This window comes from Alloalcanivorax sp. (assembly GCF_964221125.1).
In the GTDB taxonomy this organism is placed as follows: domain Bacteria; phylum Pseudomonadota; class Gammaproteobacteria; order Pseudomonadales; family Alcanivoracaceae; genus Alloalcanivorax; species Alloalcanivorax venustensis.
On record NZ_CAXPXK010000019.1, the window covers coordinates 1 to 19,507 of the forward strand.

The window sequence follows — 19,507 nt, forward strand, 5'->3', positions numbered from 1 at the left end:
GGGGAGGCCCGGGAGGATCGCCTCCTCCGGGGCCGCCGGCGTCGACAGCACTTTGTGGATACGCGGGGTAGCCTCGCCGAGCAGGACGAAATCGGTGAAGGTGCCGCCGGTGTCGACACCGAGCCAGTACGACATGTTGTCTCCCAGGATAGGATGTCTCCGTTGCCTGTGCCCGTTACAATCCAGGGCGTCATCTTAGCCTCCCTCACCCAGGATAGCCCATGCCCGAATTGCCCGAAGTGGAGACCACCCGGCGCGGCATCGAGCCCCATGTGGCCGGCCGCACCCTCACCGCCGTCACCGTGCGCGAGCCGCGCCTGCGCTGGCCGGTGGACGCTCGGGTCGCCGAGCTGCGCGACAAGCGCATCGTCGGCCTGCGGCGGCGCGCCAAGTACCTGCTGATGGACCTCGGCGATCTGAACCTGGGGATTCACCTGGGCATGTCCGGCACCCTGCGCGTGGTCCCCGCAGAGACGCCGCTGCGCAAGCACGACCACATCGATCTGCACCTGGACAGCGGCCGGCTGCTGCGTTTCAACGACCCGCGCCGGTTCGGCGCCCTGCTGTACCTGACGGATGCCCTGACCCACCCGTTGCTGGCCAACCTGGGCCCCGAGCCCCTGGACCAGGATTTTTCCGGCGGCTGGCTGTACCGCCGCAGTCGCGGTCGGCGGGTGTCGGTGAAGAGCTTCATCATGGATAACGCCACCGTGGTGGGCGTGGGCAACATCTACGCCCAGGAAAGCCTGTTCCTGGCCGGCATCCACCCCAGCCGCCCCGCCGGACGCATCAGCGAGGCGCGCTACCAGCGTCTGGCGCTGGCGATACGCTCGGTGCTGGCCAAGGCCATCGAGGCCGGCGGCACCACCCTGCGCGATTTCACCAGCGCCGACGGCCAGCCCGGCTACTTCGCCCAGCAGCTGCTGGTCTACGGCCGCGCCGACGAGCCTTGCCCGCAATGCGCCGAGCCGCTGCGCGGCGGTCGCCACGGCCAGCGCAGCACCGTCTATTGCCCGCGCTGCCAGCGCTGAGCGGGCACCGTTCGTCCGATCGCGCTTGCCGGGGCTCATATTGCCGGTGTAATAACAAAGATGTAGATTGTGATCTGATTGTGGGAAGAACAAATACTTAGGAACGACAATGGGTGCGACAAAAAACAAGAGGGAATCACGATGAAGCGAGCCCTGCGCGTGGTTGCGGCCACTGCCCTCGCCTCGACGCTATCGTTCGCCAGTGCCGCCCAGGCCCGGGACATGGATCTGGAAGGCGCCCGGCCTTCCGCGTTCGCCATGTTCGGTGATGCCCTGATCGTGCGCCCGGTGATGACGGCGGCCACTGTCGGCGGCGCGGCGATCTATGTGGTGACGCTGCCGTTCAGCCTGATCGGGGGGAATGCTCAGGAGGCCGGCGAAACACTGGTCGTGGATCCCGGCGCCACCGCCTTCGTACGCTGCCTTGGCTGCACGCCCAGCCAGCACGAGCGGAATCAGACCGATCAGGAGATCCGTCAGGCCAACCGCGACTGATCCCGACACCGGTTCCAATAAAAAGCCCGCCGTGGATTCCACGGCGGGCTTTTTTGTGGGCGATGCTTGGTAGGAGCGCCCTTGTGGGAGCGGGCTCTGCCCGCGAAAGGCCGGCAAAGCCGGCCGGCAGAATAGGTCTCTGGTATCCCGCCGGGTGGCTGGCGCCACCCTTTCGCGGGCTGGGCCCGCTCCTACAAGGTTCAGGCGGCTTCTTCGTGGCCTTCGTCGCGGCCCAGCAGCATGTACATGGCCGGCACCACGAACAGCGTGAACAGGGTGCCGATGGTCATGCCGGCGGCCACCACCAGGCCGATGGCGAAGCGCGCGCCGCCGCCGGGGCCGGCGGCGATCAGCAGCGGCACCATGGCCAGCACCAGGGCGGCGGTGGTCATCAGCACCGGGCGCAGACGCACGGCGGCGGCGTGTTCGATGGCGCGCCGCTTGCCCATGCCTTCCAGCTGCATCTTGTTGGCGAACTCCACGATCAGAATACCGTGTTTCGATATCACCCCGATCAGCGTCACCAGGCCCACCTGGGTATAGATGTTCAGGGTGGTCAGGCCCAGGCTGACGAAGATCATCGCGCCGCACACCGACATGGGGACGGTGATCAGCATGATGATCGGGTCACGCCAGGATTCGAACTGGGCGGCCAGCACCAGATAGATCACGATCAGCGCGAAGAAGAAGGTGACGATCAGATCGCTGCCCTCCTTCATGAACTGACGGGACTGGCCCGAGTAATCCACGGAATAGCCGGAAGGCAGCACCTCGTCGGCGGCGTTCTCCAGCACGCCCAGTGCTTCGCCCAGTGTCACCCCGGGGCGCTGTACGCCGGAGATGGTCACCGCGTTGAGCTGCTGGAAACGCTTCAGCTGCTGGGGCTGCACGGTTTCTTCCAGGCTGATCACGGTGGCCAGCGGCACCAGGTCGCCCTGGCCGGTGCGCACGTAGTATTGCTTGAGCTGCTCCGGCGTCAGGCGGCTGCCCCGCTCCACCTGCGGGATCACCTTGTAGGACCGGTTCTCCAGGGAGAAGCGGTTGGCGTAGCCGCCGGCCAGCATGGCGCCCAGTTCCTGGGCGAGCTGCTGCATGGTGATGCCCAGGCTGGCCGCTTTCTCCCGGTCCACCAGGATGTTGTAGCGCGGCTTGTCGATCTTCAGGTCGGTGTCCATGAAGATGAACTTGTTGCTGGCGCGCGCCTTCTCGAGCACCTCGTTGGCGAACTCCTGCAGGTTCTCGGTGGGCTCGGTGGTACCGATCACGAATTCCACCGGCAGCGCGCCGCCGGCGGTGGGCAGCGAGGGCGGCACGAACGCCGCCACCTGCAGGCCGGCGATGCTGTTGATCTTCTCGGACAGCTCGTTCTTGGCCTCGGCGGTGCTCTGCTCGCGCTCGTTCCAGCTTTTCAGCACGAAACCGGCCAGCGCGGTGTTGGAGGCTGTGGTGGAGCCGCCGCCGCCGATACCGTTGAGCAGGAACACATTGTCCACCGACGGCATGGTGTCGGCGATGTCGTTGAACTCGCGGGTGAACGGCTCGAGGTAATCCAGCGTCACATAGGGGTCGGCGGTGGACGAGGTGAGCACGAAGCCCTGATCTTCCGCCGGCTCCAGCTCGCTGGGCGAAGTCACGAACAGGAAGTAGCAGGACACCAGAATCACCGCGCCGAACACATAGATCACCGGCAGCTCGTTGAGCGCGCCGTGCAGACGTCGCGCATAGCTTTTTTCCAGCTTCTCGAAACGCCGGTTCACCCAGCGCTCGAAGCGGTTGCCGGTGCGGTCCGGGTCGTGCTCCTTGAGAATCTTGGCGCACATCATCGGCGACAGCGTCAGCGCCACCACGCCGGACAGCAACACGGCGCCGGCCAGGGAGAACGCGAACTCCACGAACAGGGTGCCGGTGAGACCGCCCATGAAACCGATCGGCAGGTACACCGCCACCAGCGTGGTGGTCATCGCCACCACCGGCCAGGCCAGTTCCCGGGCGCCCTTGATGGCGGCGTCGTACGGCGACAGACCCTCTTCCACGTGTCGGTGAATGTTCTCCAGCACGATGATGGCGTCGTCCACTACGATGCCGATGGCCAGTACCATGGCCAGCAGCGTCAGCAGGTTGATGGAGAAGCCCATCAGCAACATCAGGAACAACGCGCCGACCATCGACAGCGGCACCGCGATGGCGGGAATCAGCACCGAGCGCAGTGACCCCAGGAACAGGTAGATCACCGCGATCACGATCAGCACCGCCTCGATCAGGGTTTTCACCACCTCGTCGATGGAATCCTGAATGTACTCGGTGCCGTCATAGGGAATGTCCCCGGCCATGCCTTCCGGTAGTTGCGGGAACACTTCGTTTTCCAGGATGCCGCGTACTTCCTCGATCACATCCAGGGCGTTGGCGTCGGTGGCCACCTCAATGCCCATGAAGGTGGCCTGCTTGCCGTTGAAGGTCACCGACGACTGGTACGACTCCGAGCCCAGCTCCACGTCCGCCACGTCTTCCAGGCGCACGATGGCGTTGTCCTCGGAGCGGATGATCAGCCGTTCGAACTCCTCGGTGGTGTTCAGGTCGGTGGCCGCTTTCAGGTCCAGCGCTACGTTGGAGCCCTTGGTGCCGCCCACCGCGGCCAGCACGTTGTTCTGCTGCAGGGCGCCGTACACTTCCGAGGGGGTGATACCCAGCGCCGCCATCCACTCCGGCTTCAGCCAGGCACGCATGGCGAAGGTGCGGTCACCGAGAATCCGCGCGCGCTGCACGCCGTTGACCGTGGCCAGCTTGGGCTGCACCTCGCGCACCAGATAGTCGGTGATCTGGTTGTTGTCGAGAATCTCCGAGGAAAACGACAGATACATCGAGGCGATGTTCTGGCCCACCGCCAGTTCGATGGTGGGGTCCTCCGCTTCCTCGGGCAGCTCGCTGCGCATCTTGTTGACCTTGGCCACGATCTGCGTGAGCGCCTCGTTGGGGTCCTCGCCCAGACGGATGTAGGCCTGGATCGACGAAGCGCTCTGCAGCGAGGTGGAGACCAGATAATCAATGCCGTCGGCGGACGCGATTTCCTGCTCCAGCGGCGTGGTGATAAAGCCCTGGATCAAATCCGCGTCGGCGCCGGTGTAAACCGTGGTCACGGTGACCACGGCGTTTTCCAGCTCCGGATATTGCCGCACGTTCAGTTCCGTGGCGGCGCGCAACCCGAGCAGGAAGATAAACAGGCTGACCACCGAGGCCAGCACCGGCTTGCTGATGAAGATGTCCGTGAATTTCATGGCTATCCTCAGCTGTTGCCGGGTGTCGGCGTCGCTTCCGTGGAGGGCTGCACATCGTTCTCGATGGTCACGGCGGCATCGTTACGCAGTTTCAGCAGCCCGCTGGTGGCGACCACTTCGCCGGGCTTGAGCCCGTCGATCACCGCCACCAGATCGCCGCGCCGGCGGCCCAGTTTCACGAACCGCTTCTTGACGATCTTGTCGGCGCCTTCGGCTTTTTTCTCGCTGTCGGCGTCGCTCTCTTCATTCTCGTCGCTCTCGCCTTTCTGCGGCGCGTCCTTGAGCACGAACACGGCGTTGCCGTAGGGCGCGTAGCTGATCGCGGTGCGCGGAATCACCACCACGTCCTCGGATTGCGGAAGCTGAATGTCGACACTGGCGAACATGCCGGGGCGCAGTTTGTTGTCTTCGTTCTCGAAGCGCGCCTGCACGGACACGTTACGGGTCGCTTCGCTGACACCGGGCTCGATGGCGGAGATTTCCCCTTCGAACTGCTGGTCGGTGTAGGCGTCCAGCGTTACGCGTACCTTCAGGCCCTTCTCGATGCGGCTCAGCTCCTGCTCGGGCAGGGCGAAGTCGACGAAAATCGGCTGCAGCTGGTTCAGACTCACCACCGGCGTGCCGGCCTGCAGGAACTGGCCCAGATCCACCTGGCGGATACCGAGCACACCGTCGAAGGGCGCACGCACGGTTTTATAGTTCAGCTGTTCGCGCTGGGCCTGCGCCTGCGCCACCGCCTGGTCGCGCTGGGCGCGGCGGTTGTCCAGTTCGGAGCGGGAAATCGAACCTTGCTTGAACAGCCGCTGGTAGCGGTCATACTCCTGGCGGGCCAGGCCGGCGGTGGCTTCCAGCGCGTTGAGCTGGGCGCGGTCGGCGGCGGCTTCCAGGCGGATCAGCACGTCGCCCTTCTTCACCGAGTCACCGGATTCGAACTCGATCGCTTCCACTTCGCCGGGCACCTGCGCGGTCACGTTGACGCCGTTCACGGCGTTGACGGTGCCCACGGCTTCCAGAATCGACGCCCAGTTGTCCTGGCGGGCTTCGTAGGTGGAAACGGCGGCGGCGGGCTGCGGCATGTTGTCGAAGAAGTCGTTCATCATCTTGCCCATGAACGCCTTGAAGCCAAAAATAAGGCCGAAGACGACAGCCAGGATGATCAGCATGATCACCATGCGCTTGCTGAAGATGCGCTTACTCATTGACCTAAACCCCTGATGTGCGGCTGTATTTTAGTTGTTTGCCCGTAGGCGGAGGGGGGATTCATCCGGCGGCCCCGTCGTCAGGCAATGGTCCTTGTTGCGCACGTCTCTGCAGAGACGCGCTGTTTGCATCCTTGTCGATGATCGACGGACTGAATCGACCCCGAAGTGTGAACAGAAATTAAACAGGCATCAAGCGCCGGATCATGACAGCCGGGCTGCGTCATCCGACTTGCGTGGCGAGACGCTCGAGAACCGTATTCAAATGACGAAAGCCCAGCTCGGTGCAGGCGGCCCGCTGTTCGTCCGCCACCAGCAGCCCCTGCGCGCGGCTGGACGCCAGCGCCGCGTTGATGGTCTCGGCCTCAAGACCGGTGCGTTGCGACAACACCGTAATCGGTACGCCTTCCACCAGACGCAGCCCGTTCAGCAAGGCTTCCAGCAGCGGTTCATCAATCACGGTGAGGGCGCGCCGCGCGTTCAACGGGTCGGCCAGATAATGCTCGGGCATGCGTGTTTTCTGAAAACGCAGTAATTCCCGGTCGGTGGTGACCTTGCCGTGGGCGCCGGCGCCGATCGCCAGATAATCGCCGAACCGCCAGTAATTCAGGTTGTGCCGGCAGCGCCGCCCGGGCCGCGCGAACGCCGACACTTCGTAGCGCTCGAAGCCCTGCGCGGCGAGCAAGCCCAGCCCCTGCTCTTCCAGGTCCGCGCGGCTGTCACCGTCGGGTTGCTCCGGCGGCGCGCGGAAGAAGGCGGTATTCGGTTCGATGGTCAGCTCGTACCAGCTCAGGTGCGTGGGCTCCAGCGCTATCGCCTGGCGCAGGTCATCCAGCGCCTGCGCCGGCGTTTGCCCCGGCAGGGCGTGCATCAGGTCCAGATTGAAATTGTCGAAGCCGGCGTCGCGGGCGTCGGCGGCGGCGCGCAGGGCTTCTTCGGGCCCGTGGATGCGGCCCAGCGCCTGCAGATGCCGCGCATTGAAACTCTGCACCCCGATCGACAGCCGGTTGATGCCCGCCGCCCGGAAGCCGGCGAAGCGGCCGGTTTCCAGGGTGCCGGGGTTGGCTTCCAGAGTGATTTCGATGCCGTCGCTGAAGCTCAGCCGTTGCCGCAGCCCCTCGAACAGGGCGGCGTAGAAGTCCGCGCTCATCAGGCTGGGCGTGCCGCCGCCGATGAAGATCGCCTCCAGGGGGCGGCCGCGCACCCAGTGCAGGTCCTGGTCCAGGTCGGCGAGCAGGGCGTCCAGGTAGGCGCGCTCCGGCAGCTCCGACTGGCGCTCATGGGAGTTGAAGTCGCAGTAGGGACATTTGCGCACGCACCAGGGCACGTGCACATAGAGCGTCAGCGGCGGGGCGGCGAGCATGGGGTTACTCAGAGGGTTCTCGCAGGGCGTCCATCAAGGCCTTCAACGCACGGCCGCGGTGGCTGATGCGGTTCTTCTCCGCCGGCTCCATTTCCGCTGCGGTGACGCCCAGCTCAGGAATCAGAAAATGCGGGTCATAGCCGAAGCCGCCGTTGCCGCGCGGGGCGAGCAGAATCTCGCCTTCCCAGGTGCCCTGGCAGATCAGCGGCGTGGGGTCGTCCGGGTGGCGCATCAATACCAGCACCGCCTGATAGCGTGCGGTGCGGGGCGCGTCCGGCAGATCGCCGAGCATGTCGATCAGCAGCGCGTTGTTCTTGGCGTCGCTGGCGTCGGCGCCGGAGAAACGCGCCGAATAGATGCCCGGCGCGCCGTTGAGCGCGTCCACTTCCAGGCCGGAATCGTCGGCGATCGCCGGCAGGCCGGTGTGCGCCGCCGCGTTGCGCGCCTTGAGGATGGCGTTTTCGACGAACGTCAGGCCGGTTTCTTCCGCTTCCGGCACCTGGAAGTCGCTTTGCGGCACCACCTTCAGCGCCAGCGGTTCCAGAATGGCGCGCATCTCATCCAGCTTTTTCTGGTTGCCGGAGGCGAGTACGAGAGTATCCATGGTCGAGATCCTGGTGATCCGAGAGAGTGATTAGAGCGTCACCCGGTAAATGGCGATTTCCCCGAACAGGTTGGGCCAGGCCCGGGTCAGCCGGCCGCTGCGGTGATGGCGATTGACCACCTGCCGCTCGATGATGCGGATGTTCCGCTCGCGGCAATGGGCTTCGAAATCCTTCACCGTGCACAGGTGAATGTTGGGCGTGTCGTACCACTCATAGGGCAGCGCCGAGGACACCGGCATGCGGCCCTTGAAGCCCAGATAGGAGCGCACCCGCCAGTGCCCGAAGTTGGGGAAGGTGATGATCGCTTCGCGGCCCACCCGCAACATCTCGTCGAGAATGCTGTCCGGGCGCAGTACCGCCTGCAGCGCCTGGGTCATCACCACATAGTCGAAGCGGTCGCTCTGGAAGTTGCCCAGGCCCTTGTCCAGGTCCTGTTCAATCACATTGACGCCCTTGGCGAAGCAGGCGGCGATGTTGTCCTGGTCGATCTCCAGGCCGTAGCCGTTCACCTGCCTGTCGTCCTGCAAATGGGCGAGCAGATCGCCGTCGCCGCAGCCCAGGTCGAGCACCCGGGCGCCCTTGGGAATCCAGCGGCTGATCAAGGCCAGATCATCACGCATTGGAAGTGGCCTCCGCGACACGGCCCATATAGGCGCCGAACAGTTTGCGGTACTCCGGAATCGGCAGCAGGAAGGCGTCGTGGCCCTTGGGCGTGTCGATCTCCGCGTAGCTCACATTGCGGCCCACCTGCACCAGGGCGTTGACGATTTCCCGGCTGCGTTCCGGCGAGAAGCGCCAGTCGGAGTTGAACGACATCACCAGGAAGTTGCAACGGGTGTCGGCGAGGGCGTCCTCCAGGGTGCCGTCGCACTCCCGCGCCGGGTCGAAGTAATCCAGCGCCTTGGTCATCAACAGGTAGGTGTTGGCATCGAAATTGCGCGAAAAGGTCTCGCCCTGGTGGCGCAGGTAGGACTCCACCTGGAATTCCACGTCGAAGCCGAAATGAAACCGCCCGGAGCGCAGGTCACGGCCGAACTTCATGCGCATGGCGTCGTCGCTGAGATAGGTGATATGCCCGACCATGCGCGCCAGGATCAGCCCCTGGCGCGGGTAGGTGTCGTGCAGATAGTAACGTCCGCCGTGGAAATTCGGGTCGGTGAGGATCGATTGCCGGGCCACCTCGTTGAACGCGATATTCTGCGCCGACAGCTTAGGCGCCGCCGCGATCACCACCGCGTTGGCCAGCCGGTCGGGGAAATCCATCGACCACTGCAGGGCCTGCATGCCGCCCAGGCTGCCGCCCACCACCGCCGCCCAGCGCTGGATGCCCAGGGCGTCCGCCAGCTGGGCCTGGCTTTTCACCCAGTCCTTGACCGTCATCATCGGGAAGTCCGGCCCCCAAAGCTGGCCGGTTTCCGGGTTCTGGGAGCCGGGCCCGCTGGAGCCGTGGCAGCCGCCCAGGTTGTTGGGGCAGACCACGAAGAAGCGGTTGGTATCGATCGGCTTGCCCGGCCCGATGCAGCTGTCCCACCAGCCCGGACGCGGGTCATTGGCGCTGTGATAGCCGGCGGCGTGGTGGTGGCCGGACAGCGCATGGCAGATCAGCACCGCGTTGGAGGCGTCCGCGTTGAGGGTGCCGTAGGTCTCGTAGACCAGATCGTAAGACGGCAGCACCCGTCCGCACTCCAGCTCCAGGGGCTGGTCCACGTGCAGGGTTTGCGGTTGTACCAGGCCTACGGAGTCCTGGGGAATCGTTTCGGGCATTTCGGGCAACCATCCAAAGGTGGGGCAAAGTCTATCGACCGCCCCCTGGCCGTGCAACGCGAGCGAGCGGCCAGCTTTTGCAGTTTTTTATCGGCGCCGGGCAGGCGCGCCGGCGCGCACGCTTTAGCATGGGTCCGGCTCGTTTCAAACCGAGAGCGGTCAAAGGAGAGCATCATGAGCAAGCAACTGGACGGCAAACGGGTGGCGATCCTCGCCACCGACGGCTTCGAGGAATCCGAACTGGCGGTTCCGCAATCCACCCTGCGCAGCTACGGCGTCGAGGTGCACGTGATAGCGCCCAGCAAGGACGGCATTCGCGCCTGGGCGGAAACCGACTGGGGCGACACCTATGAGGTGGACAAGGCCCTGGACCAGGCCCAGCCCGAGGACTACCACGCACTGGTACTGCCCGGGGGCCTGTTCAACCCGGATGAGCTGCGCCTCAATGAACAGGCGCTGGACTTCGTGCGCGCCTTCTTCAAGGCCGGCAAGCCGGTGGCGGCGATCTGCCATGCGCCCTGGATTCTGATCAACGCCGGCGTGGTCGAGGGCCGCACCCTGACGTCCGTGCCCTCGGTGGCACAGGACCTGCGCAACGCCGGTGCCACCTGGGAAGACCAGGAAGCGGTGGTCGACAACGGTCTGGTCACCAGCCGCACGCCCAAGGACCTGGACGCCTTCTGCAAACGCTTGATGGAAGAACTGGCGGAAGGCCGCCAGCAGAAGCAGCACGCCTGAGGCGTGGCGGGCCGCCCCCGGGCGGCTCCGTTCCTTCCCTGGCCTACAGCAGCGGGCTGAACGCGCTTTCGTCGCCCTGGCGTTCCACGTCCAGGCTGTGGTCCAGCAGGCGGTGCACTTTTTTGCGCTGCTCCTCCCGGTCCACATCGACGATAATCAGATAATGCCCCTTTCGAATGTCGTCCAGATACGGCTTGAGATGGTAATTGGCGTGGGAGATCCCACGGATACCTCCGGCCCAGGCCCCGTGTGAACCGAAGAACAACACGCTCACCATCACGCCCCAGAAGCCGATTTCCAGCCCCCAGGGGTCGATACCGCTCAGTGCCCAGCCCACCAGCAGGCCGATCACCGCGCCCACCACGGCCCCGTAGAAGCCGGTGGTCATGATGTTGGTGTCTTCCCATGGCGTGGTCGCATGGATACCCTCGCGGCTCAGTTCGCCGTTGTCGCGAGCCATGACGTGCACCCGGTTAGTGCCGATTTCCGACTGTTCGATGTTTTTCAGGGCTGTTTTCACCTGATCCATGCTGTTTACGAGGTAATACACTCTGAACATGGTGATGCGCTCCTTATCGCCGGATCACTTATCCTTTGGAAAACACATGGTGCCCGGGGGAGCGTAAACAAGGGGTAGAGAAAGAGGGAAGGGAGACGATGAGTCGTCGTGAACCACTGGACCGGCTGTACGCGCTGGTCGCCAATGAAGAAGACGCGCGCACCTGCCGCGACATCAGCGAAGAAGCCTGCCGGGAAGTGCCCGGTAATTTCTTCAAGATCATTCTCGCCAATGTGCTGACCAAGATCGGCGACCTGCTGATCAACCCCAAGACCGTGCTCGCCTGGCTGATCGGCGCGGTGGGGGCGCCCGGGGCGCTGGCCGGCCTGCTGGTGCCGATCCGTGAATCCGGCTCGCTGATACCGCAGCTGGCGATCGGGGCCTGGATGCGCCGCCACCCGGTGCGCAAGGGCTTCTGGGTGTTCGGCTCGGTGCTGCAGGGGGCCTGTGTGCTGGCCATGGCGGCGGCGGTCTGGTGGCTGCAGGGCCTGGCCGCCGGGCTCGCCATCGTCGGCCTGCTGGTGGTGTTCAGCCTGGGGCGCGGCTTTTGCTCGGTGGCGATGAAGGACGTGCAGGGCAAGTGCATCCCCAAGGCCCGCCGGGGCCGCCTCACCGGGTTGGCGTCCACCCTGTCCGGGGCGGCGACGCTGGCGGTGGGGGTGTCCCTGTTCGGCGGCGACAGCGAGCCGGGCATGCTGTTCTACACGGTGCTGCTGCTCGCCGCCGGCCTCGCCTGGTGGCTGGCGGCCACGGTGTTCGCCAAGGTGGACGAGTTCCAAGGCGAGACCGCCGGCGGCGGCCACGCCCTGCGCCAGGCGTTCGAGAGCCTCGGCCTGCTGGTCAGTGACGCACCCTTCCGCGACTTCGTGATCGCCCGGGCGCTGCTGATGGCGTCCGCCCTGGGGTCGCCGTTTCTGGTGGTGCTGGCCCAGAACCGGGCCGACGGCGCCGCCCTGCTGGGCGGCTTCCTGGTGGCGTCCAGCCTAGCCAGCACGGTCAGCGCCAGCGTCTGGGGCTATATGGCGGACGCTTCCAGCCGCCAGGTGATGATCCGCGGCGGCGCCCTGGCGGCGCTGGTGTGTCTGGGCGTGGCGGCGGTGGCCCTGGCCGACCCCGCCTGGAACGGGCTCACCTGGTTCTATCCGGTGGCGTTCTTCGTGCTCAGCATCGCCCATTCCGGCGTCCGCATCGGCCGCAAGACCTATCTGGTGGACATGGCCGGCGGCACCAAGCGCACCGACTACACCGCCGTCAGCAACACCGTGATCGGCGTGCTGCTGCTGGTGCTGGGCGGTGTCAGCGCGGCGGTGTCGCTGCTGGGGGCGCAGTGGGCGCTGTTGCTGTTGGGCGCCATGGGCGTTCTGGGGACGTTTTGGTCCTGGAAGCTTAAGGAAGTGGAGTAGTCGCGGGCGGCGGGTGCACGGCGCTCAGAACAGCGGCCAGAAGTACACCGCCGCCGCGCCCGCGGCCACCACGCCGGCCAGGCTGAACAGCGCCAGAGCGCCGTCATGGGCGGCCAGCGCCAGGGCATAGAAGGCGATGATCAGCGCCGGCACCGCCGCCGCGAAGGGCACCAGTTCCAGCGGTATCATCGCCGCCGCCAACACCAGGCACAGCGCCGCGCCCAGGCGGTTGAACGGCCACACCGTGAGGGCCCGCAGCCGGGGCTTGAGCAGCCGGTCGATGCGCTCCGTCCAGGGCCGCACCTTCTCCACCGCCGCGCGGAACCTGGCCCGCTCGAACGACATCTGGCGCAGCCGCCCGGGCACCCAGGGGGTGCGTTTGCCGAGCACCAGCTGGCCGGCCACCAGCATGATCAGCAGCGCGCTCAGCGTGGGCACCCCGGGGATGGCGCCGGTGGGCAGCAGCACCATCAGCGTCGGCGCCAGCAGCAAGGGTCCGAAGCCCCGCCCCTGCATGGTCTCCACCACGGACACCAGCGACAGCTCGCTGCCGTCCGGCTCGTCCGCCAGCTTAACGAGAATGTCTGTCAGCCCCAGGGCCGGTTCTTGCGCGGGCACGGGTTCTCCTGATCCTTGTGGAAACGGGTGACGTTCCAAGTCCCGCTTAGCCTGTCGCAAAACGGCCGGGTCCGGCTATCAAACCGGCGTGAAGATTTACCTTTTATAACGATTTTGGGTAAAGTCAGTAGGCTTTATTCAATAATAACGGGATAAATGGAGATTCCCTTTGAAACCGATAAAACGACAACTTCTGTTGCTTGCCACCACCGCTCCCCTGATGCTTACCCCCATTGCGGCCCAGGCCGCGGCCGCCGACGGTAGCGGGGGCGTATTTGGCCTTGGCGCCTCGCGGGACGAAAGCAACATCGGTGAATTCATTGAAAAGGAGGGTGGACCGCCGATGGAATCGACCGACGCCGCCTGGGGCGCGGATCTGTACGTGGGCTATGCCTTCAATCGCTATGTGACGCTGCGTTTCGGCCAGCGCTTCCTGGGCGGCGGCGAGGCGGATTCCAGCATCGGCGCCACCACGGTGAAGGTGGACGGCGACGGTATTTATTTCGCCGCGGACCTGATGTGGCCGGTCACCGACGGCTTCGCCATTGGCGGCACCTTCGGCAACCAGAGCATTGACGCCGATGTGGAGGTGGATCAGGGGCGTTTCAGCACCACCGTCACTGAAGACGCCCGTGACTTCTATTATGGCCTGCGGGCTCGCTGGGCGATGGGCGAAACCGCGTCCTTCATTGCCTCGTACAACCTTTATAGTTTCGAGGTGGACGACGCCAGTGAAGACCTCGATTTCGACAGCCTCGGGTTCGGCTTCGAGTGGCGCTTCTAAGCGCCCTCCCGCCCGGTTTTCTCGAACAGTAAGTCCCAAACGCCGTGGCCCAGGCCGGCGCCACGGCGTTCGAATTTAGTCTCCGGGCGCCAGCCCGGGCGCTCCGCGAAACCGCCCTCGCCCGCCGTATTCACGAAGCCGGCTGAGTCGTTCATCACCGCCATCATGTGTTCGGCGTAATCCTGCCAGTCCGTCGCCATATGCAGCACGCCACCGGGGCGCAGCTTGGTGTTCACCAGCGCCACCCAGTCCGGCTGCACGATGCGCCGTTTGTGGTGCTTTTTCTTGTGCCAGGGATCGGGGAAATAGAGCTGCAACCGGTCCAGGGAGCCGTCAGGGATGCACAGCTTGAGGATGTCCACGGCGTCGTCGCAGTAGGTGCGCAGGTTGCTCAGGCCGCGCTCCTGGATTTCCAGCAGCAGGGCGCCGACACCGGGCCGGTGCACCTCGATGCCGATAAAGTCCTTGTCCGGTTCCGCTTCCGCCATCCCGGCCAGGGACTGGCCCATGCCGTAGCCGATTTCCAGCACCCGGGGCGCGTCGCGGCCGAACTCCGCCCGCGCATCCAGCACACCCTGGGCCCGTTCCAGACCATAGCGGGGCCACAGTGTGTCCAGCGCCTTGCGCTGGCCATGGGTGAGCCGGCCTTCGCGCAGCACGAAGCTGCGTACCCGGCGCATCACCTTGCCGGTTTCCGGGTCTTTGTCCTGGTGTAGAAAATCGAGCATGGCTATTAGGGTCCGAAACAACGTCTCTGGTATCCCGCCGGGTGGCTGACGCCACCCTTTCGCGGGCAGGCCCGCTCCCACGGAGCGCGCTAAATGAGCCCTTCGCCGGGCGACGAGGGGTTGGCGTACACCCGCTTGGGCATGCGCCCGGCCAGGAAGCCTTCGCGGCCCGCTTCAATGGCTTTTTTCATGGCGCCGGCCATCAGCACCGGCTTGTTGGCGTGGGCCACGGCGGAATTCAGCAGCACGCCGTCGCAGCCCAGCTCCATGGCCAGGGTGGCGTCGCTGGGGGTGCCCACGCCGGCGTCGACGATGATCGGCACCTTGGCCTGCTCCATGATCAGCAGCAGGCTGTGCGGGTTGAGAATGCCCAGCCCGGAGCCGATCAGCGAGCCCAGCGGCATCACCGCCACGCAGCCCATGTCTTCCAACTCCTTGGCGACGATCGGGTCGTCGTTGGTGTAGACCATCACCTGGAAGCCGTCGTCCACCAGCTCCCGGGCCGCCTTCACGGTACCGGCGATGTTCGGGTAGAGGGTCTTCTGGTCGCCCAGCACCTCCAGCTTCACCAGGCTGTGGCCGTCGAGCAGCTCGCGGGCCAGCTTGCAGGTGCGCACCGCGTCCTCGGCGTTAAAGCAGCCGGCGGTGTTGGGCAGGATGGTGTAGCGCTCCGGGCTGACGAAATCCAGCAGGTTGGGCTCGTCCGGGTTCTGGCCCAGATTGGTCCGCCGCAGGGCCACGGTGACGATCTCCGCGCCGCTGGCCTCGATGGCGTCACGGGTTTCCTCGAAATCCTTGTACTTGCCGGTGCCGATCAGCAGCCGGGAGGCGTAGGTCTTGCCGGCGATGGTGAGTAGATCTTCGCTCATGGTCGATTCCGTGTTGGAAGGTTCTGCATTCTGGTGAGCCGTGCCCGCCATCCCTGGCGCGACGCCGTGCCTGTCGGGTCGCCCGGCCCGGACATCCGTGTCCGGTCGTAAATCGCGCTGCGAAGCTTGCTTCGGTCGCGATTTACCCCCCTCCGATCGCATGGACGACTTCAACGGTGTCGCCCTCTCGCAGGGTATGGGTGTCGTGTTCGCTTTTCGGCACGATCTCCCGGTTCACCTCCACGGCCAGCCGCCGGCCGGTGAGGTTCAGCTCCGCCACCAGATCGGTCACCGTGGTGCCGTTGAAGGTGTGGGGGTCGCCGTTGACGATCAGATTCATAGCGCTTTCACCAGGGACCAGGTCAGCCACAGCCAGCCGATGATCAGTGCCAGGCCGCCCAGCGGGGTCACCGCGCCGAGCCACTTCTGGCCGCTCAGCACCAGCACGTAAAGACTGCCGCTGAACACCAGCATGCCGGCGAACAGAATCCAGCCGGCGGTGACCAGCCCGGACGCGCCGAACTGCTTCGCCAGCAGCCCGGTGAGCATTAACGCCAGCGCGTGGTAGAAGTGGTACTGGCTGGCGGTGCCCCAGATTTCCAGCATCGGGCCGTCCACCCGGGCCTTCAGCCCGTGGGCGCCGAACGCGCCGAGCAGCACGGCCAGGGCGCCGTTGAGCGCGCCCAGAATCAGCAGCAGTTTCATAATCGGCAGTGTGTAATGAGTGTGGGCGGCAGTATAAAAGATGTGGAGCCAAAAGGGGGCGTCCACAACCCCGGCCCGCCCATAAAAAAGCCCCGCCGGGACACGGCGGGGCTTGCTTGCAAGGCAGATGGATCGGGTTCGCCCGCCGCCAAATCAGGCGGCGATGGCGTTACGCAACTTCTTCAGCGCGTTGTTCTCGAGCTGGCGGATGCGTTCGGCGGAAACGCCGTACTCGTCAGCCAGTTCCTGAAGGGTGGACTTCTGGTCGGCCAGCCAGCGGCGCTCGAGAATGTCGCGGCTGCGCTCGTCCAGGGTCATGATCGCCGAGCCCAGCTGGCGCGAGCTGCGCTGCTGATCGTCCTCGGCGGCGACCAGGTCGGCCGGGTCGCTGTTGTCGCTGTGCAGATAGGCCGCCGGCGACGGAATCGGGCTGTCCTCGTCGTCGCTGGTGGGGCCGTCGAAACTGGCGTCGAAGGCGCCGAGGCGGCCTTCCATCTCCTTCACCTGGGTGGCGGTGACGCCCAGGTCGTCGGCCACGCGCTGCGCTTCTTCCGTGGTCAGCCGGCCGAGACGCTTCTTCTGGCCGCGCAGGTTGAAGAACAGTTTGCGCTGGGCCTTGGTGGTGGCCACCTTGACGATGCGCCAGTTCTTGATCACGTATTCGTGGATTTCGGCCTTGATCCAGTGCACGGCGAAACTCACCAGCCGCACGCCCTTGGATGGATCGAATCGTTTCACGGCCTTCATCAGGCCGACGTTGCCTTCCTGGATCAGGTCGCCCAGGGGCAGGCCGTAACCGGTGTAGCTGCGGGCGATGTGCACCACGAAGCGCAGGTGGGCGAGCACCAGATTACGGGCGGCGTCCAGGTCTTCGTCGAAGTACAACCGCTCGGTCAGCTGACGCTCTTCGTCGACGCTGAGCACGGGCACGCTGTTCACCGCGCGGATATAGGCATCCAGGTCGTGACCTGGGACCGCCAGCGGTAATGCGTTAGCCTGTTGCAGTTGTGTTTTCATGTCTCCCTTCTCCCTTATTGGGTTGGGCATGATGTTAGCACTCGGATTCTTGGAGTGCTAATAGCCGGATTGGTTCCCCGTCATTCATCCTCTCAATGACGGGGCCGGACGGGGGATCCAGGCTACCCGAAGCGGGTGACCGTTCCGTGATCCCGGTCAATGCTGGGACACCCAATGTAGGAGAGATTTCCCTCCGGAGGGGTAAAGAAACGAAAAAAGCGGCGGCCCCAAAGCAGGGCTCAGAACTGCGGCTCCACATCGCCCAGATGCCGGCTCACCGCCAGCCAGGCGCCCAGCAGGCCCAGGGTGCCGCTGAACAGGGGCAGGACCAGCACGGTGGACGGGCTCATGCCGGTGAGCGAGTGCTCGCTTTCATAGAGGTTCAGCAGCTCGTTGATGGGCCCGCCCAGCCACCACAGCGCGATGCCCACCAGCACCAGAGAGAGCACACCCCCGGCGAACCCGAAGCAGAACCCGCTGTACAGAAACGGCCGGCGCACGAAGCCGTCGGTGCCGCCGACGATCTTGATCACCACGATTTCCTCGCGCCGGCTTTCGATGGCCAGACGAATGGTGTTCACCACCACCAGCACCACGGCGGCGGCCAGGCCCAGGGTGAGCACGCCGATCAGCCGGTCGCCCAGCTCGATGATGGCGTGCAGCCGCCGCACCCAGGCCACGTCGAGCTGGGCGTTGTCCACTTCCGGCAGGGCGTTGAGCCGCGTTTGCAGCGCCTCCACCTGGCCGGGGGCGGCGTTGTCCGGGTACACCACGATCAGCGGCGGCAGGGGGTTGTCCGGCAGGGCTTCGAGCACGTCGCCGAAACCGGACAGCGCCTTGAATTCGTCCAGAGCCTGGGCGCGGGTGATCACCTCGGTGCGTTTCACCGTGTCGAAGTCCGCCCAGTCGTCGGCCAGTCGCCGTTGCCGGTCCTCGTCCACGTCCATTTCCAGGAACACGGACAGGTGGGCGTTGCCGTCCCAGCCCTTGGTGATCACGCGGGCGTTGTCCAGCAGTACCGCCAGGCCGGCGGGCAGCGCCAGGGCGATGGCGATCACCAGCACCGTCATCAGGGCGCTGGAGGGGGCGGCGCGCATCCGGCTCAGGGCGTCGCGCAGGGAGTCCCGGTGGTGGTGGCGCCAGGCCCGCAGGCGGTCGCCCAGCGAAGTACGCGCGCTGCGGGCGCCGCCGGGCCGGCGGGCGCGGGGGCTGTTAGGCGCCATGGTCGTCGTCCTCGCCGTCGTGAATCAGGCGGCCTTCGCGCAGCGTCAGCAGGCGGTGCCGGTGGCGGGCGATCAGCGACAGGTCGTGGGTGGCGATCAGCACCGCCACGCCGACCCGGGCGAAGTCATGGAACAGGTCCATGATCTCGGCGCTGAGCGCCGGGTCCAGGTTGCCGGGGGGCTCATCGGCGAGCAGCAGCGGCGGCTTGTTGACCACCGCCCGGGCGATGCCCACGCGCTGCTGCTCGCCGCCGGACAGCATGATCGGGTTGAGCTTTTCCTTGCTCAGCAGGCCCACTTTGTCCAGGGCCGCGCGCACCCGCTTGCCGATGTCGGCGCGGGCGAAACCGGCGATCACCAGCGGCAGCGCCACGTTGTCGAACACGCTGCGGTCGAACAGTAACTGATGGTTCTGGTGCACCATGCCGATCTTGCGGCGCAGGAAGGGCACCTGGCGGGTGCTGAAGCCGTTCAGGTTCTGGCCCTCCACGAACACCTGCCCCTGGGTCGGGCGTTCGATCATCATGATCAGCTTGAGCAGCGTCGACTTGCCGGCACCGGAATGGCCAGTCAAAAAGGTCAACTGGCCGGCGGGCAGCTCGAAGTTGATGCGACGCAGGGCGTCCTTGCCGTTCGGGTAGCGTTTACTGACCCGATCAAACTTGATCATGGGAGTCCTTCATCGGGCCACGTCCTCGAACAGCGCCTGCACGAATTCCTCGGCGTTGAACGGGCGCAGATCTTCCAGCTGTTCGCCGACGCCGATAAAGCGGATCGGCAGACCGGTGCGCTTGGCCAGCGCGAACAGAATGCCGCCCTTGGCGGTGCCGTCGAGCTTGGTCAGCACCAGGCCGGTGACCCCGGCGGTGTCGCGGAACTCCTCGGCCTGATTGATGGCATTCTGGCCGGTGCCGGCGTCCAGCACCAGCAGCACCTCATGGGGTGCGTCCGGCGACAGCTTTTTCATCACCCGGGTGACCTTGGACAGCTCTTCCATCAGATTGCCGCGGGTGTGCAGGCGGCCGGCGGTGTCCGCGATCAGCACGTCGGCGCCCCGGGACTGGGCCGCCTGCACCGCGTCGTAGACCACGCTGGCGGAATCCGAGCCGGTGTGCTGGGCGACCACCGGAATGC

At 65.5% G+C, this 19,507-nt stretch carries 21 protein-coding genes and 1 pseudogene; 5 read left to right on the forward strand and 17 right to left on the reverse strand.

The window, feature by feature from the left end:
- On the reverse strand, positions 1-135 hold a 135-nt coding region (locus tag ACEQZD_RS02460; RefSeq protein ID WP_370183774.1), incomplete at its 3' end, for a hydantoinase/oxoprolinase N-terminal domain-containing protein.
- Positions 136-221: 86 nt separating this feature from the next.
- Between ACEQZD_RS02460 and mutM the strand changes: the two genes are divergently transcribed.
- Both mutM and ACEQZD_RS02470 read left to right on the forward strand, forming a co-directional pair.
- Positions 222-1,031, forward strand: a complete 810-nt coding sequence (gene mutM / locus ACEQZD_RS02465; protein WP_142947793.1) for a bifunctional DNA-formamidopyrimidine glycosylase/DNA-(apurinic or apyrimidinic site) lyase — start codon at positions 222-224, stop codon at positions 1,029-1,031.
- A gap of 159 nt (positions 1,032-1,190) precedes the next feature.
- A complete protein-coding gene (locus ACEQZD_RS02470; RefSeq protein ID WP_370183752.1) occupies positions 1,191-1,526 on the forward strand; it encodes a hypothetical protein in 336 nt (111 codons plus the stop codon).
- Between the two features lie 200 nt (positions 1,527-1,726).
- Here the strand turns inward: ACEQZD_RS02470 and ACEQZD_RS02475 are convergent, their stop codons facing one another.
- The 6 genes from ACEQZD_RS02475 to ACEQZD_RS02500 form a co-directional block, all read right to left on the reverse strand.
- A complete protein-coding gene (locus tag ACEQZD_RS02475) occupies positions 1,727-4,798 on the reverse strand; it encodes an efflux RND transporter permease subunit (RefSeq protein ID WP_370183754.1) in 3,072 nt (1,023 codons plus the stop codon).
- 8 nt (positions 4,799-4,806) lie between these two features.
- Entirely contained in the window at positions 4,807-5,997 is a 1,191-nt protein-coding gene (locus ACEQZD_RS02480; protein WP_335628357.1) for an efflux RND transporter periplasmic adaptor subunit, read from the reverse strand.
- Positions 5,998-6,220: 223 nt separating this feature from the next.
- On the reverse strand, positions 6,221-7,360 hold the full coding sequence (gene hemW / locus ACEQZD_RS02485; RefSeq protein ID WP_370183757.1) for a radical SAM family heme chaperone HemW: 1,140 nt from the start codon (positions 7,358-7,360) through the stop codon (positions 6,221-6,223).
- Positions 7,361-7,364: 4 nt separating this feature from the next.
- Positions 7,365-7,964, reverse strand: a complete 600-nt coding sequence (gene rdgB, locus ACEQZD_RS02490) for an RdgB/HAM1 family non-canonical purine NTP pyrophosphatase (protein WP_335628359.1) — start codon at positions 7,962-7,964, stop codon at positions 7,365-7,367.
- 30 nt (positions 7,965-7,994) lie between these two features.
- Positions 7,995-8,585 (reverse strand): methionine biosynthesis protein MetW, encoded by a 591-nt coding sequence (gene metW, locus ACEQZD_RS02495; protein WP_142947788.1) that lies wholly within the window; start codon positions 8,583-8,585, stop codon positions 7,995-7,997.
- Complete coding sequence (locus ACEQZD_RS02500) at positions 8,578-9,729, reverse strand: homoserine O-acetyltransferase (protein WP_370183758.1); 1,152 nt, start codon at positions 9,727-9,729, stop codon at positions 8,578-8,580. Before ACEQZD_RS02500 ends, metW begins: the two co-directional genes overlap by 8 nt.
- A 174-nt stretch (positions 9,730-9,903) precedes the next feature.
- On the opposite strand from ACEQZD_RS02500, the gene ACEQZD_RS02505 reads away from it, so the two are divergent.
- On the forward strand, positions 9,904-10,467 hold the full coding sequence (locus tag ACEQZD_RS02505; protein ID WP_370183760.1) for a type 1 glutamine amidotransferase domain-containing protein: 564 nt from the start codon (positions 9,904-9,906) through the stop codon (positions 10,465-10,467).
- Between the two features lie 43 nt (positions 10,468-10,510).
- Here ACEQZD_RS02505 and ACEQZD_RS02510 read toward each other — a convergent pair whose 3' ends face one another.
- Entirely contained in the window at positions 10,511-11,026 is a 516-nt protein-coding gene (locus ACEQZD_RS02510) for a hypothetical protein (protein WP_370183762.1), read from the reverse strand.
- Between the two features lie 98 nt (positions 11,027-11,124).
- Between ACEQZD_RS02510 and ACEQZD_RS02515 the strand changes: the two genes are divergently transcribed.
- Positions 11,125-12,429: an MFS transporter gene (locus ACEQZD_RS02515; protein ID WP_335628361.1), complete on the forward strand. Its 1,305-nt coding sequence runs from the start codon at positions 11,125-11,127 to the stop codon at positions 12,427-12,429.
- A 24-nt stretch (positions 12,430-12,453) separates the two neighbouring features.
- Here the strand turns inward: ACEQZD_RS02515 and ACEQZD_RS02520 are convergent, their stop codons facing one another.
- Positions 12,454-13,047, reverse strand: a complete 594-nt coding sequence (locus ACEQZD_RS02520) for an exopolysaccharide biosynthesis protein (RefSeq protein WP_370183764.1) — start codon at positions 13,045-13,047, stop codon at positions 12,454-12,456.
- 220 nt (positions 13,048-13,267) lie between these two features.
- On the opposite strand from ACEQZD_RS02520, the gene ACEQZD_RS02525 reads away from it, so the two are divergent.
- The gene (locus tag ACEQZD_RS02525) at positions 13,268-13,831 is read left to right on the forward strand and encodes an outer membrane beta-barrel protein (protein ID WP_370183775.1); all 564 of its coding nucleotides are present in this window, start codon (positions 13,268-13,270) and stop codon (positions 13,829-13,831) included.
- Here the strand turns inward: ACEQZD_RS02525 and trmB are convergent.
- The 8 genes and pseudogenes from trmB to ACEQZD_RS02565 all read right to left on the reverse strand — a co-directional run.
- On the reverse strand, positions 13,828-14,559 hold the full coding sequence (gene trmB / locus ACEQZD_RS02530) for a tRNA (guanosine(46)-N7)-methyltransferase TrmB (protein ID WP_370183766.1): 732 nt from the start codon (positions 14,557-14,559) through the stop codon (positions 13,828-13,830). The genes ACEQZD_RS02525 and trmB overlap by 4 nt on opposite strands.
- Before the next feature lie 89 nt (positions 14,560-14,648).
- Positions 14,649-15,428 (reverse strand): thiazole synthase, encoded by a 780-nt coding sequence (locus ACEQZD_RS02535; RefSeq protein ID WP_142947782.1) that lies wholly within the window; start codon positions 15,426-15,428, stop codon positions 14,649-14,651.
- A 142-nt stretch (positions 15,429-15,570) separates the two neighbouring features.
- Positions 15,571-15,768, reverse strand: a complete 198-nt coding sequence (gene thiS, locus ACEQZD_RS02540) for a sulfur carrier protein ThiS (protein WP_142947781.1) — start codon at positions 15,766-15,768, stop codon at positions 15,571-15,573.
- Positions 15,765-16,133, reverse strand: coding sequence for a DUF423 domain-containing protein (locus tag ACEQZD_RS02545; protein WP_370183768.1), 369 nt, complete (start codon positions 16,131-16,133; stop codon positions 15,765-15,767). The genes thiS and ACEQZD_RS02545 overlap by 4 nt, the downstream gene beginning before the upstream one ends.
- Positions 16,134-16,286: 153 nt before the next feature.
- Positions 16,287-17,150, reverse strand: coding sequence for an RNA polymerase sigma factor RpoH (gene rpoH / locus ACEQZD_RS02550; RefSeq protein WP_142947779.1), 864 nt, complete (start codon positions 17,148-17,150; stop codon positions 16,287-16,289).
- 239 nt (positions 17,151-17,389) lie between these two features.
- Complete coding sequence (ftsX, locus tag ACEQZD_RS02555) at positions 17,390-18,373, reverse strand: permease-like cell division protein FtsX (RefSeq protein WP_370183771.1); 984 nt, start codon at positions 18,371-18,373, stop codon at positions 17,390-17,392.
- On the reverse strand, positions 18,363-19,043 hold the full coding sequence (gene ftsE, locus ACEQZD_RS02560; RefSeq protein WP_370183773.1) for a cell division ATP-binding protein FtsE: 681 nt from the start codon (positions 19,041-19,043) through the stop codon (positions 18,363-18,365). The genes ftsX and ftsE overlap by 11 nt, the downstream gene beginning before the upstream one ends.
- A gap of 9 nt (positions 19,044-19,052) precedes the next feature.
- Positions 19,053-19,507, reverse strand: a pseudogene (locus ACEQZD_RS02565) (signal recognition particle-docking protein FtsY); the annotation flags it as partial.

Coding starts and splice junctions, on each gene's coding strand:
- ACEQZD_RS02505 (WP_370183760.1), top strand. CDS start 9,904: ATGAGCAAGCAACTGGACGGCAAACGGGTGGCGATCCTCGCCACCGAC.
- rdgB (WP_335628359.1), bottom strand. CDS start 7,964: ATGGATACTCTCGTACTCGCCTCCGGCAACCAGAAAAAGCTGGATGAG.
- ACEQZD_RS02480 (WP_335628357.1), bottom strand. CDS start 5,997: ATGAGTAAGCGCATCTTCAGCAAGCGCATGGTGATCATGCTGATCATC.
- metW (WP_142947788.1), bottom strand. CDS start 8,585: ATGCGTGATGATCTGGCCTTGATCAGCCGCTGGATTCCCAAGGGCGCC.
- ACEQZD_RS02535 (WP_142947782.1), bottom strand. CDS start 15,428: ATGAGCGAAGATCTACTCACCATCGCCGGCAAGACCTACGCCTCCCGG.
- ACEQZD_RS02545 (WP_370183768.1), bottom strand. CDS start 16,133: ATGAAACTGCTGCTGATTCTGGGCGCGCTCAACGGCGCCCTGGCCGTG.
- trmB (WP_370183766.1), bottom strand. CDS start 14,559: ATGCTCGATTTTCTACACCAGGACAAAGACCCGGAAACCGGCAAGGTG.
- rpoH (WP_142947779.1), bottom strand. CDS start 17,150: ATGAAAACACAACTGCAACAGGCTAACGCATTACCGCTGGCGGTCCCA.
- ftsX (WP_370183771.1), bottom strand. CDS start 18,373: ATGGCGCCTAACAGCCCCCGCGCCCGCCGGCCCGGCGGCGCCCGCAGC.
- ACEQZD_RS02500 (WP_370183758.1), bottom strand. CDS start 9,729: ATGCCCGAAACGATTCCCCAGGACTCCGTAGGCCTGGTACAACCGCAA.
- hemW (WP_370183757.1), bottom strand. CDS start 7,360: ATGCTCGCCGCCCCGCCGCTGACGCTCTATGTGCACGTGCCCTGGTGC.
- ACEQZD_RS02475 (WP_370183754.1), bottom strand. CDS start 4,798: ATGAAATTCACGGACATCTTCATCAGCAAGCCGGTGCTGGCCTCGGTG.
- mutM (WP_142947793.1), top strand. CDS start 222: ATGCCCGAATTGCCCGAAGTGGAGACCACCCGGCGCGGCATCGAGCCC.
- thiS (WP_142947781.1), bottom strand. CDS start 15,768: ATGAATCTGATCGTCAACGGCGACCCCCACACCTTCAACGGCACCACG.
- ACEQZD_RS02525 (WP_370183775.1), top strand. CDS start 13,268: ATGCTTACCCCCATTGCGGCCCAGGCCGCGGCCGCCGACGGTAGCGGG.
- ftsE (WP_370183773.1), bottom strand. CDS start 19,043: ATGATCAAGTTTGATCGGGTCAGTAAACGCTACCCGAACGGCAAGGAC.
- ACEQZD_RS02510 (WP_370183762.1), bottom strand. CDS start 11,026: ATGTTCAGAGTGTATTACCTCGTAAACAGCATGGATCAGGTGAAAACA.
- ACEQZD_RS02515 (WP_335628361.1), top strand. CDS start 11,125: ATGAGTCGTCGTGAACCACTGGACCGGCTGTACGCGCTGGTCGCCAAT.